Source organism: Cupriavidus sp. GA3-3 (assembly GCF_000389805.1).
Taxonomy (GTDB): domain Bacteria; phylum Pseudomonadota; class Gammaproteobacteria; order Burkholderiales; family Burkholderiaceae; genus Cupriavidus; species Cupriavidus necator_D.
Window position 1 is genome coordinate 96,824 of the sequence record NZ_KB944469.1, and the last position, 12,696, is coordinate 109,519.

Genomic DNA, 12,696 nt, shown 5'->3' on the forward strand with positions numbered 1-12,696 from the left:
TCGTGGACGGCGTCGTGGCTTGCGGACGCACGGGTACGGCATGAGCCAACACTTGCCTGCGGCGCTAGCGGGACAGGACGCTAGGCGCACGCAGCATCAAAATCCTCTGCTTCGATGGCCGGACGGCGCCCTGCCAGCCGGTCGGCCAGCAGGCCGGCGCTGCCCATTGCCAGCGTAAAACCGAGCGCGCCATGGCCCAGGTTCAGCCATAGCCCGGACACCCGCGACGGCCCCACCAGCGGCAGGCCGTCCGGCGTGGCCGGGCGCAGCCCGGCCCACGGCTGCAGCTGCGCCAGCGGCAGCTCGGGCACGATGCCCTCGAACAGCGCGCGTGTCTGTGCCACCAGCGTGCCGACCCGCTCCGGGTCGATGCGGGTGCCGCCGCGCACCAGGTCGGCCATGCCCGCCACCCGCAGTGTATTGCCGATGCGCGCGTAGACGATCTTGTTGGCAAAGTCCGTCACGCTGATATGCGGCGCGCGCGTGCCGCTGGCCAGCGGCACCGTGATGCTGTAGCCCTTGAGCGGCCACAGCATCGGCCGCACGCCCAGCGGGCGCAGCAGCGGCACGCTGCCGATGCCGCCGGCCACGATCACTACGTCGGCCGGCACCACGCCGCTGGCGGTCCGCACGCCGGTCACGCGCCCACCCTGCTGCACCAGCTCTTGCACGACGGTGCCGAAGCGCATCGACACCCCGGCGTGCGCCCCGTCTTGCAGCAACCGTGCCAGCGACAGGCAGAAGCGGTGGCAGTCGCCCACTTCCTCGCTCGGCGTGTAGATGGCGCCGGCAATCTCGTTGCGGATGCCGGCCAGCGCGGGCTCCAGCGCCACGCAGGCATCGCGGTCCAGCGCCTGCTGCTCGCAACCCAGGCTGGCCTGGTAGTCCAGCAGCCGGCAGGCCGCATCGAACGCCGCCGCATCGCGGTGCACAACCAGTTTGCCGCGCCGCGCAAAATCGAAACCGGCGCCAACATCGTCATGCTGGTGCCGGGCCACGAAAGCCTGCATCAGGTCGCGTGAATAGAACCCCAGCCGCAGCAGCTTGCGCGTGGTGGCTTCACTGGTGGCGGCATTGCAGGCGCCCATGAAGGCTGCCAGCCAGCGCCACTGCGCCGGGTCGGCCGCGGGCCGGAAGCGCATCGGCGAATCGCGCCGCAGCAGCCAGCCCGGCACCTTGGCCATCACGCCCGGCCCGGCCAGTGGCGCCACATAGCTGTAGCTGAGCTGCCCGCCATTGGCAAAGCTGGTCTCCTCGGCCGGCCCGTCGTGGCGCTCCAGCACCATCACCTGGTGGCCGTCCTCGGCCAGGCGCCACGCCGTCGTCATGCCGACCACGCCGGCGCCCACGATCACTACCTGCATTGCCATCCCTTGATTGCTTTTTCCCGATCCGGCAAAGCGTAGTGCAGGCGGCGCGGATTGCCCAATGCGAATACGTGCCAGAATATGTCATCAGGCTATGGATGCCTGCCCGCTTCCCGGATTGCCATGCGCTTGCGCCAGATCGAAGTCTTCCGCGCCGTGATGCTGACCGGCACCGTCAGCGAGGCCGCGCGCCTGCTGCACGTGTCCCAGCCGGTGGTCACGCGCGTGCTGCAGCACGCCGAGGCCTCGCTCGGCTTTCGCCTGTTCGAGCGGGTGCGCGGCCGGCTGCAGGCCACGCCCGAGGCCAATGCGCTCTATGGCGATGTCGAAAGGCTATATGGCGAGATCGAGCGCGTGCGCCGGGTCTCGGAAAGCCTGCGCCACAAGGGCGCCGGGCGGCTGCGCGTGGCCGCCACCCCCAGCCTGGCCAACCCGCTGCTGGTGCCGGCGGTGCGGCGCTTCTGCGCGCGCCACCCGGACACGCAGGTGCAGGTGCTGACCCACCATACCGACGAGATCGTCGGGGCGCTGCTGGCCAACCAGATCGACCTGGGCTTTGCCTTTGCGCCGCCGGGCCACGAGGCCATCGCCAGCGAGCCGGTGGCCAGCGGCCGCATGCTGCTGGCGGTGCCGCGCGGCCAGCCGCTGCCCGCCGGCGGGCGCCGCCAGGTGGTGCCGATGCAGCGGCTGATGGAGCGCGCCTTCATCGGCTATGACGACAACAGCTCGCTCGGGCTGCTGGTGCGCCAGACCCTGGCCCGGCACGCGCTGGAGCCGCGCTCGACGCTGGAGGTGCAGACCTATTCGCTGGCGCTGGCCCTGGTCGATGCGGGGCTGGGCGTGACCCTGCTGGACCAGTACACCGCGCTCAGCGCCAGCCCCGAGCGGGTCGCGCTGCACGACGTGGCGCCAGTGCTGCCGTTCGAGGTCCAGATGCTGCGCGCCAGCCATCGCGCCGGCTCCAGCCTGGCCGACGACCTGCGCGCGCAGTTTGCGCTGGCCGCCGCGGAACTGGCCGCAACGCTGCCGCAGCGGCTGGAAGCGCCAGCCGCCAGCTTTGACGCCACGCCCCGGAGCCGCGATCGAGGTCCGCCTGATGTCTGACTGATGTCCGATTGACAGCCGCGCGCGGCGTGCACCATCATCAAGCCGCCTGCAGGCACAACCTGCGTGCGCCAAACCGCCTATGTTCGTCCTGACCCTGATCGCCCTTGTCCTTGTCAGCGCCTTTTTCTCGGTCTCCGAGATCGCGCTGACCGCCGCGCGCCGCACCAAGCTGCAAGTCCTGTCGGAGCGCGGCGATGGCCGCGCCACGCGCGTACTGCGGCTCAAGGAAGAGCCCGGGAATTTCTTCACGATCGTGCAGATCGGCGTCAACAGCGTGGCCATCCTGGCCGGTATCCTCGGCGAGAAGCATGTATCGGACCTGCTGCTGGAAACGCTGTCGCCCTATATGCAGGTGGTCCACGCCCAGCGCGTGGCCAATATCGGCTCGTTCCTGATCGTGACGCTGCTGTTCATCCAGTTTGCCGACCTGATCCCCAAGCGCATCGCCATGACCTTCCCCGAGCGGTGCGCGGTGGCGGTGATCGACCCGATGCTGACGCTGCTGCGCGTGCTCAAGCCGCTGGTCTGGATCTTCAACGCCGCCGCCGATGCCACGCTGCGGCTGCTGCGCCTGCCGACCAAGCCGGTCGACCAGATCACCACCGAGGACATCGCCGCGATGGTCGATGCCGGCGCCGAAGCCGGCGTGCTGCACAAGCATGAACTCCACCTGATCGAAAACGTGTTCGAGCTCGAGTTCAAGAGCATTACCGCGATCATGACGCCGCGCGACGACGTGGTCTACCTGAGTCTCGACGAACCCGCCGACAGCGTGCGCCGCAAGCTGGTCAACCAGCCGCACGCGCAATACCCGGTGTGCGGGCACGACCTCGACGACGTGCAGGGCTATATCGATTCCAAGGACATCCTGCAGCTGCTGCTGGCCGACGAGAGCGCCACCGTGATCAACAATATCGGCCGCCACCACGACAAGAACGTGCTGGTGATCCCCGACACGCTGACCCTGTCCGAGGCGCTCACGCGCTTCCGCGAGATGCACCAGAACTTTGCCGTGGTGATGAACGAATACGGGCTGGTGGTGGGCATCGTCACGCTGGACGATATCGTCGGCGCGCTGATGGGAGACATCCTGTATTCCAGCGAGGACGAGCAGATCGTGCGGCGCGACGACAGCTCCTGGCTGGTCGACGGCCTCACCCCGCTGGTGGACCTGAAGAAGGCGCTGGATCTCGACACCCTGCCCGGCGAGGACTATGTCGACACCGCGGCCGGGCTGGTGATCTATTCGCTCAAGCGCATCCCGAAGAAATCCGAGTCGATCACCGTGGCGGGCTATCGCTTCGAAGTGCTGGACATCGACCATCACAAGATCGACCAGCTGCTGGTGTCGCGCCTGCCGCAGGCGCCGGAAGCCGAAGCGCCGCCACGGCTGGCGTAGGCGCGACGGCCTGCCGGTAGCGCTCCAGCGTATCCGGCAGCCGGAACCACGCCACATAGCTGAACGCCACCACCACCGCTGCCGCCGCCACCGCGCCCAGCCGCCATGGCGCCACCGATTCCTTCGGCGCCGGCACGTGCAGCGTGCGGTAAGCCGTGCCGAGCAGCGCGATCCATGCCAGCCCCAGCGCATAGCCTGCAGCGACATCCGACAGCCAGTGCATGCCCAGGTACAGCCGCGATACCCCGATCGCCGCCACCGCCACCACGGTCAGTGCCAGCACCGGGATGCGCACGCGCCACGGCTGGCGCAGGCACATCAGGAAGGCCAGGAAGCCATAGGTGACCATGCTGCTGGTGGCGTGCCCGCTGGGGAAGGAATACGATTCCAGGCCGCTGTAGATGCTGGCCGGGCGCATGCGCGCCATGCCCAGCTTGAGCGCCATCACGCAGGCGCGCGCCCCTAGCAGCGCGGCGGCCCAGTACAGGGCCACGGTCCAGGCGCGCCGCCAGCACAGCCACGCGAACACCGCCACGCCCACCGTCAGGGAAATGCGCGCGCCGCCCAGTTCGGTCACTGCCACCATTGCGATATCGAGCCAGTCGGTACGCAAGGCACGCAGCCATGCAAACACGATCTGGTCGATGCGCACCACGCCCCCGCTTTCTGCGACCTCGCCGGCCAGCCAGAACAGGGCGCTGCCGCAGGCCAGCAGGACCACCAGCAGCTCGGCCATGTCGCGCTCGAGCATGCGCAGCGTGAGCGTGCTCAGCCGGCGCGGCTGTGCGGCCACGCGCGCGGACAGTGCGCCGGCCCCCCACACGCGCCACCGGTCCAGCCAGCGCACCACCGGCCGCAACAGCGCCACCAGCAGCGGCACCAGGCTCAGCAGCAGCACCGTCACCAGCGTGAACAGCGCCAGCAGCCCGAGCGCCGTGCCCGGCGTGAGCCAGGCCTCGGCGAAGGCGCTCGCGCCTGCCGGCACGTCAATCACGGGACCCACCCGCGGCGCCGACGATGCGGGCGATATTGGCGCGCGCCGGCGCCTCGCAGTCGGCAAAGGCGTCGGTCAGGAATAGTCGCGGGCGCTGCGCCAGCTTGCCCAGGAACGCCGCGCGGCGGCGCATGAATTCAGTCTCCAGCGCCTCCCCCTGGAGACCGGTGCGGGCGGCCAGCATGGCGCGGTTCTCGGCGAACACATCCAGGCTGTGGGCATCGAACATTTCCGAAGCCGCGGCCAGCCTGAGCAGGTCGAGATCGAGCACGGTGTCGGCGCCGGCAATGCTCGGGCCATGGCCGCGCGTATCGAGCACGATCTGCGCGGCACGCTCCAGCACCGCGCGGTCCTCGCCGGGCGCCACCGTTTCGATCAGCGCGGCTGAGGCGGCTTCGTTGTGCTCGCACCCCGCCACATAGACCGCGTCGTGGCACAGCACCGCCAGCGCCTGCGCGCGGTCCAGCGCAATGCCGCGCGCGTGGGCGGTCTCGAACATCTCCAGGATATGGCGGCTGTCGTGGTAGTGCCGGTACGGCGTATCGTGCAGCGCCAGCACATCGAGCACCGCCTGGCGCGGCAGGAAGTCCAGGCACGCCAGCGCCGCGGGCCAGGCGGGCGCAAAGCGCGGCACCTCGCCCTGCGGCGTGGCCACCGGTTCACTGAACACATCGGCGCGGCGCACCCACAGCAATGAGGGATCGCGCATCGCGCGGTAGACCACCACGGGCGCGAGATCGGCCTCGAAGCGGCCGATGCCGACTGCCGTGTAGGCGCCGCCCTTGTAGTGCCGGTACGGCATGCCGGCGACCAGGTTGGGGTCGGCCGGCAGTTCGGCCGGATCGCCGTGGAAGGCCGGTGCTGGGGGTTGGCTGGCGGGTGGCTGTGTCATGGTGCGGCATCCTGCGTTGCGGATCGCCATGATAGTGCACCCGGCAGCGCGTCCGGTACGCGGGCCAGTGCCGCGGCCCATGCCCGCCGCATGAAAAACCGGCCGCGGAAAAAACAAAACCGACGCGCACTGTCGTGGGCGTCGGCCTGAGTTTTACTACACTGTTGTTGCCTGCCGGTGGTCGATTCCGACAGCTTCTTGTTTTGGCGGAGAGGGTGGGATTCGAACCCACGGTACCGTCGCCGGTACGCCTGATTTCGAGTCAGGTACATTCGACCACTCTGCCACCTCTCCGGTAACTTGTTGCCGTGTGGCGAAACCGAAATTATAGCCATGTCCGGCCAGCCGATGCAATAGGCTGGCAGCGGATTTTTTCGGTTCGCTTTACATCTCCGGTTCCAGGCGGGTGATGCCGCCCATGTACGGCTGCAGCGCGGCCGGCACGGTGACCGAGCCGTCTGCGTTCTGGTAGTTCTCAAGGATCGCCACCAGCGTGCGGCCCACGGCCAGCCCGGAGCCGTTGAGGGTGTGCACCAGCTCCGGCTTGCCCTGCCCCGCGCGCATGCGCGCCTGCATGCGGCGCGCCTGGAAGTCGCCCATATTCGAGCACGAGCTGATCTCGCGGTAGGTGTTCTGCGCGGGGATCCACACTTCGAGGTCGTAGGTCTTGGTGCTGCCGAAGCCCATGTCGCCGGTGCACAGCACGATGGTGCGGAACGGCAGCTCCAGCTTCTTCAGGATTGCCTCGGCGTGGCCGGTCAGTTGTTCCAGCGCCTCGAACGACTGCGCGGCCGGCACCACCTGCACCAGCTCGACCTTGTCGAACTGGTGCTGGCGAATCATGCCGCGCGTGTCCTTGCCATACGAGCCGGCCTCCGAGCGAAAGCACGGCGTATGCGCGACAAAGCGCAGCGGCAGCTTCTCGCCGGCGACGATGGCGTCGCGCACGATATTGGTCAGCGGCACCTCGGCGGTCGGGATCAGGTAGAAGTTCTCGATGCGCTCGCCGTCTTCGCTGCCGACCTTGCGCGGCACCTTGAACAGGTCTTCCTCGAACTTGGGCAGCTGGCCGGTGCCGCGCATCGAGGCGGCGTTGACCATGTACGGCACGTACATCTCGGTGTAGCCGTGTTCCTGCGTATGGGTGTCGAGCATCAGCTGGACCAGCGCGCGGTTCATGCGCGCCAGGCCGCCGCGCAGCATCGAGAAGCGCGAACCGGTGACCTTGACCGCGGTGTCGAAGTCCAGGCCCAGCTTCTCGCCCACGTCGACGTGATCGCGCACGGCGAAGTCAAACTGGCGCGGCTCGCCCACGCGGCGCACTTCAACGTTCTGGGTTTCGTCGTTGCCCACCGGCACGCTTTCATGCGGCAGGTTGGGGATGGCCAGCATCAGCTCGGCCAGGTGCGCCTGGATCTCGTCCAGCCGCGCGGCCGAGGCCTTGAGCGTGTCGCCGATGCCGCCAACTTCCGCCATCACGGCCGAGGCGTCCTCGCCCTTGCCCTTGAGCATGCCGATCTGCTTGGACAGGCTGTTGCGGCGCGCCTGCAGTTCCTCGGTCTGGGTCTGCAGTTGCTTGCGTTCGGCCTCAAGTGCCTGGAACGCCGCAACGTCGAGTTGGTAGCCGCGCGTGGCAAGGCGTTGCGCCACGGCGTCGATGTCTTTGCGGAACAGCTGGATGTCGAGCATGTTGCTTTGGTGAAGTGCAGGGCCAGCGACATGCCGGCGGACCCGCCATTTTACTGCACCGGCCCCGTCCGGCGCGAACCGGGCGATGCCAGGCCAGCGCCGTGTTGCCGGCTCACGCCACCGCTCACTCCCCGCCCTTGCCGCCGTCCTTTGGCTTGGCCACGCGCTGCTCGCGATGCCAGGCGGCATCCAGCTCGCGCAGGTGGCGCAGCTTCTCGGCGATCTTGCCCTCCAGCCCGCGCGGCACCGGCTGGTACCAGTCCTGGGCCTTGAGGTCGTCCGGGAAGTAGTGCTCGCCGGCGGCGTAGGCCTCGGGCTCGTCGTGCGCGTAGCGGTAGGCGTGGCCGTGGCCAAGCTCCTTCATCAGCTTGGTCGGCGCGTTGCGCAGGTGCACCGGCACCGCGCGCGACTTGTCCTTGGCGACGAAGGCGCGCGCCGCGTTGTAGGCGTTGTAGCCGGCGTTGGACTTGGGCGCCACGGCCAGGTAGATCAGGGCCTGGCCCAGCGCCAGCTCGCCCTCGGGCGAGCCAAGGCGCTCATAGGTCTCGGCCGCGTCCAGCGTGATGCGGGCGGCACGGGGATCGGCCAGGCCGATATCCTCCCATGCCATGCGCACGATGCGCCGCGCCAGGTAGCGCGGGTCGGCGCCGCCGTCGATCATGCGGCAGAACCAGTACAGCGCCGCGTCCGGGTCCGAGCCGCGCACGGACTTGTGCAGCGCGCTGATCTGGTCGTAGAAGGCGTCGCCGCCCTTGTCGAAGCGGCGCAGGTTTTCCGACAGCGCGCTGCCCAGCAGCGCGGTATCGATCTGCGCGGCGCCGGCGGTGCGCGCGGCACGCGCCACGATCTCGATATTGTTCAGCAGCTTGCGCCCGTCGCCATCGGCCGAGGCCACGATCAGCTGCAGCGCTTCGTCCTGCCAGCTCAGGTCGCCCGCCTGTGCGCCGAGTTCTTCGCTGGCGCGCAGCGCCAGCTGGGTCAGCTCGGCATCGTCCAGGCTCTTGAGCACATAGACCGCAGCGCGCGACAGCAAGGCGCCGTTGACTTCGAACGAGGGGTTCTCGGTGGTGGCGCCGATAAAGGTGAAGAGCCCGCTTTCCACATGCGGCAGGAAGGCATCCTGCTGGCTCTTGTTGAAACGGTGGACTTCGTCGACGAACACCAGCGTGCGCCGGCCGTGCGCGCGAAACTGCTCGGCGCGCTCGACCGCCTCGCGGATGTCCTTGACCCCCGACAGCACCGCCGACAGCGCGATGAACTCGGCGTCGAAGGCACTGGCCATCAGCCGCGCCAGCGTGGTCTTGCCCACGCCCGGAGGGCCCCACAGGATCATCGAATGCGGCTCGCCGGACTCGAACGCCACGCGCAGCGGCTTGCCCGCACCGAGCAGGTGCTGTTGCCCGATCACCTCGTCGATGGTGCGCGGGCGCAGGCGCTCGGCCAGCGGTTGCCGGGAACGGTCGGGAGTATCGGAAAACAGCGTGTCCGCCACGGTATTCAAGCCTTGTGAATGCAGAACGCCACAGTGTAGACCATCGGCGCCCTGCCCCTGCGTGGCACGCTAGGCGGCAAATGCCACCACATCCTCGATCTCGACACGGATGCCGATGCGCTCGCCCACGGCATGGTTGTGGTGGGACGGCACCAGCGCCAGTACGCGGCCGCCGCTGGCCAGGCGCAGCGTGTACAGGATCTCGGCGCCGCGGAAGGCCTTGTGGACCACCTCGGCGCGCATCGGGCTGGCGTCGTCGTGGATGATGTCATCGGGGCGCACCAGCACGTCTACGGCGGCGCCAGCGGGCAGCGCCAGCGGCGCCGCGGGGCGCAGCAGGCCCAGTTCCAGTTCAATCTCCGCGGTCTCGCGCAACCGCCCCGCCATCAGCACGCCCTGCCCGATAAAGCCCGCGACAAAGCGCGATATCGGCCGGTGGTAGAGGTCGTGCGCGCTGCCCCACTGCTCGATCACCCCGTCGTGCATGACCCCGATCTCGTCGGCCATGGCAAAGGCCTCGTGCTGGTCGTGGGTGACCAGGATCGCGGTGGTGCCCTGCGCCTTCAGGATCGCGCGCACCTCCAGGCTCAGGCGTTCGCGCAGGTCGACATCGAGGTTGGAGAACGGCTCGTCGAGCAGCAGCAGCTCCGGGCGCGGTGCCAGCGCGCGCGCCAACGCCACGCGCTGCTGCTGGCCGCCGGAAAGCTCATGCGGATATTTGCGGCCCGCGCCGGCCAGTCCGACCAGCTGCAGCACCTCGTCCACGCGCGCCGCGCGCCCGGCGCGGCTGGCGCGCACCAGGCCGAAACCCACGTTGGCCGCCACGTCCAGGTGCGGGAACAGTGCATAGTCCTGGAACACCATGCCGATGCGGCGCTGCTCCGGCGCCAGCATCGCCCCGGACGACGACACGACCTGCCCGTCCAGCACGATGCGGCCGTCCTGCAGCGGCTCGAAACCGGCGATGGCACGCAGCACCGTGGTCTTGCCGCAGCCGCTGGGCCCCAGCAGGCAGGCGATATTGCCGCGCGCCACCGAGAACGACAGCCCCTTGACCACCACATGGCGGCCAAAAGCGTGACGGATATGGTCGACCTCGATGACAGCGGCGCCAGCGCCAGTGACGTCAGCAACGCCTGCGCGAGTCGCCGGCCGGCTGCGGGCCTGGGCGCCGGACAAGCGTGAATAGGAATCGGTTCGCATGTGCGCATTATAGGGACGCGGCCGGGGGCCGTGAGCGCCTTTCGGGGCAAATGCGTGCCCCACATTGCTAGAATGCGGCAGCCCGCACGCTGTGCGCGGCACTTCCGCCCACTTTCCGACGCATGCTCCTGTCCAGCCGCCGCCGCTTCCATCCCCTGACCCTGGCCACCCTGGTGATGGCGCTGCTGATCGCCGTGCCGGTGCTGGTGATCGCCTCGGCCGTGCTGCTGCCCGCCGGCGACACCTGGCGCCACCTGATCGACACGGTGCTGGCGGAATACGTGCTCAACACCGTCTGGCTGCTGTGCGGCGTCGCCGTGGGGGTATTGCTGCTGGGGGTGACCACCGCCTGGCTGGTATCGACCTACCGTTTCCCGGGCCACGCCGTGATGGAATGGGCGCTGGTCTTGCCGATGGCGATGCCCGCCTACGTGATCGCCTATGCCTACACCGACGCGCTGCAGTTTGCCGGGCCGGTGCAGGGCTGGTTGCGCGAGCTGACCGGCTGGAAGGCGCGCGAGTACTGGTTTCCAGATATCCGCTCGCTGGGCGGCGCCATCGCCCTGTTCTCGCTGGTGCTGTATCCCTACGTCTACCTGACCGCGCGCGCCGCCTTCCTGCAGCAGACCCAGAACACGCTGGAGGCCGCGCGCCTGCTCGGCCACGGCACCTGGAGCCGGCTCTGGCGCGTGGTGCTGCCGCTGGCGCGCCCCGGCATCGTTGCCGGCACCGCGCTGGCAATGATGGAAACGCTGGCCGACTTCGGCACCGTCGCCTACTTTGCCATCCCGACTTTCTCCACTGGCATCTACCGCGCCTGGTTCTCGCTTGGCGACAAGAACGCCGCGGCGCAGCTGTCGGCATGCATGCTGCTGTTCGTCGCCGCCATCCTGCTGATGGAGCGCGCCAGCCGCGGCCGCGCGCAGGTCTACGGCAACCAGCGCCGCGCCGTGGCCTGGACGCTGGACGGCGCGCGCGGCTGGCTGGCGCTGGCCGTATGCATGGTGCCGGTGCTGCTGGGCTTCCTGATTCCCGCGCTGATGCTGTGCCGCATGGCCTTCACCGACGGCGATGCGCAGTTCGGCGCGCGCTTTGTCGGGCTGGTGCGCAACAGCTTCCTGCTGGCCAGCGCCACCGCGCTGGCTGCGGTGACGGTCGCGCTGGCGGTGGGCTACGCCGCGCGCGCGGCCAACGGCAAGCGCAGCTGGCTGATGCGCGGCCTGACGCGACTGTGCGGCATGGGTTATGCGCTGCCGGGCTCGGTCATTGCCGTGGGCGTGCTGGTGCCGGTGGCGCGGCTCGACAACGCGCTGTCGGCCTGGCTGCAGCAGCAGTTCGGGCTCTCGGTGGGGCTGCTGCTGACCGGCGGCATCGCCGCGCTGGTCTATGCGCTGCTGGTGCGCTTCCTGGGCGTGGCGCTGCAGACCGTCAATGCCGGGCTGGGCAAGATCACCCCCAGCATGGATGCGGCCGCGCGCAGCCTGGGCCACGGCCCCGGCGCCACGCTGCGGCGCGTGCATTTCCCGATGCTGCGCGGCAGCCTGCTGACCGCGGCACTGATCGTCTTTGTCGACGTGATGAAGGAGTTGCCGGCCACCTTCGTGATGCGCCCGTTCAACTTCGACACGCTGGCCGTGCAGGCCTACAACCTCGCTGCCGACGAGCGCCTGACCGAGGCCGCCACCGCCTCGCTGGTGATCGTGGCCGTGGGCCTGCTGCCGGTGATCGTGCTGTCGCGCACGATCCGGCGCGAAGCGCAGCGCTGAGCCTCCCACGCTTCTTGCCCTAAAGTCGCGCCACAACGCGCCGATAGCCTTTTATGGCCCGGCGTTCGCCCGGGAGCGAACAGCGGCATGCCTGCCGCGCAAGAACCTATGCTGCGATATCACATCCTGCTGTTCAAGTTGAACCGGCTGAGCCGCAACAAGCTGAGCGGCGTGGAAGAAGTCTCGCTGGCCGGACAGCTGGCCGAGATGGTCGATTCGGCCGACACCGCCGCGCGCGTCATCGCCGACCTGTTCGATCACGCCAACCCGCAGGTGCGACGCATCGCGCTCAACGCGATCCGCCGCGCGCGGCAGTTCTCGTCGCCCGAACTGCAGCCCGCGCTGGTGCGCCGCATGGCCGATGCCGAAGCGGTGCTGCGCCATGACGCCGTCTGGATCGTGCAGGAAACCCGGATGGATGGCGCCGAACTGCGCGCCGCGCTGCGCCGCGTTGCCGGCAAGGTGCAACTGCCGTGGGACGCCGAGCGCGCCCGCGCCAATCCCGGCGACATCGCGCTGGCCGCGCAGGTGCGCGCCCGCATGGCGCTGGACAAGCTGCTGGAAAAGAGTGCGGCCGAACGCAACCAGGCACTGGCCGCGATGGCGCTGGGCGGGACCTCGGACCAGCCTTATGCCGAAGGCACGGTCGGCCACAAGGGCCTGCTGCACCGCGCACTGGTGCGGCGACAGGCGGGGCGGCGGCTCAACAGCAGCGTGAAGCTGACGTTCCGCAAGCTGGAGCCCACGCAGGTGACTGGGAACAAGCGGTTCCTGCTGTAGCAGGAAC

The 12,696-nt window shown here is 69.0% G+C and carries 10 protein-coding genes and 1 tRNA gene; 4 read left to right on the forward strand and 7 right to left on the reverse strand.

What is annotated here, in order from left to right; all coding sequences use genetic code 11:
• Window positions 1–80: 80 nt before the first annotated feature.
• The gene (locus C265_RS08610; RefSeq protein ID WP_037023958.1) at window positions 81–1,364 is read right to left on the reverse strand and encodes a D-amino acid dehydrogenase; all 1,284 of its coding nucleotides are present in this window, start codon (window positions 1,362–1,364) and stop codon (window positions 81–83) included.
• A 126-nt stretch (window positions 1,365–1,490) separates the two neighbouring features.
• Here C265_RS08610 and C265_RS08615 point away from each other — a divergent pair, with 126 nt between their 5' ends.
• Entirely contained in the window at window positions 1,491–2,471 is a 981-nt protein-coding gene (locus tag C265_RS08615; RefSeq protein WP_010812983.1) for a LysR substrate-binding domain-containing protein, read from the forward strand.
• A gap of 82 nt (window positions 2,472–2,553) precedes the next feature.
• The gene (locus tag C265_RS08620) at window positions 2,554–3,873 is read left to right on the forward strand and encodes a hemolysin family protein (RefSeq protein WP_010812984.1); all 1,320 of its coding nucleotides are present in this window, start codon (window positions 2,554–2,556) and stop codon (window positions 3,871–3,873) included.
• Here the strand turns inward: C265_RS08620 and C265_RS31305 are convergent.
• From C265_RS31305 to C265_RS08650, 6 genes are all read right to left on the reverse strand, one after another.
• Window positions 3,755–4,867: a phosphatase PAP2 family protein gene (locus C265_RS31305; protein ID WP_143010659.1), complete on the reverse strand. Its 1,113-nt coding sequence runs from the start codon at window positions 4,865–4,867 to the stop codon at window positions 3,755–3,757. The two genes, C265_RS08620 and C265_RS31305, sit on opposite strands and share 119 nt — an antisense overlap.
• Window positions 4,860–5,789 carry a DUF1653 domain-containing protein gene (locus C265_RS08630; protein ID WP_037023924.1) on the reverse strand — a complete coding sequence of 310 codons (930 nt, stop codon included), beginning with the start codon at window positions 5,787–5,789 and terminating at the stop codon, window positions 4,860–4,862. Before C265_RS08630 ends, C265_RS31305 begins: the two co-directional genes overlap by 8 nt.
• Before the next feature lie 174 nt (window positions 5,790–5,963).
• Window positions 5,964–6,053: transfer RNA gene (locus C265_RS08635), tRNA-Ser, on the reverse strand.
• A 90-nt stretch (window positions 6,054–6,143) separates the two neighbouring features.
• Complete coding sequence (gene serS / locus C265_RS08640) at window positions 6,144–7,448, reverse strand: serine--tRNA ligase (protein WP_010812988.1); 1,305 nt, start codon at window positions 7,446–7,448, stop codon at window positions 6,144–6,146.
• Between the two features lie 124 nt (window positions 7,449–7,572).
• Window positions 7,573–8,940 (reverse strand): replication-associated recombination protein A, encoded by a 1,368-nt coding sequence (locus C265_RS08645; protein ID WP_011614682.1) that lies wholly within the window; start codon window positions 8,938–8,940, stop codon window positions 7,573–7,575.
• A gap of 69 nt (window positions 8,941–9,009) precedes the next feature.
• Entirely contained in the window at window positions 9,010–10,143 is a 1,134-nt protein-coding gene (locus C265_RS08650) for an ABC transporter ATP-binding protein (protein ID WP_081645112.1), read from the reverse strand.
• Window positions 10,144–10,265: 122 nt separating this feature from the next.
• Between C265_RS08650 and C265_RS08655 the strand changes: the two genes are divergently transcribed.
• Window positions 10,266–11,909, forward strand: coding sequence for an iron ABC transporter permease (locus C265_RS08655; RefSeq protein ID WP_010812991.1), 1,644 nt, complete (start codon window positions 10,266–10,268; stop codon window positions 11,907–11,909).
• A 108-nt stretch (window positions 11,910–12,017) separates the two neighbouring features.
• The gene (locus tag C265_RS08660; protein ID WP_010812992.1) at window positions 12,018–12,689 is read left to right on the forward strand and encodes a hypothetical protein; all 672 of its coding nucleotides are present in this window, start codon (window positions 12,018–12,020) and stop codon (window positions 12,687–12,689) included.
• Window positions 12,690–12,696 lie beyond the last annotated feature (7 nt).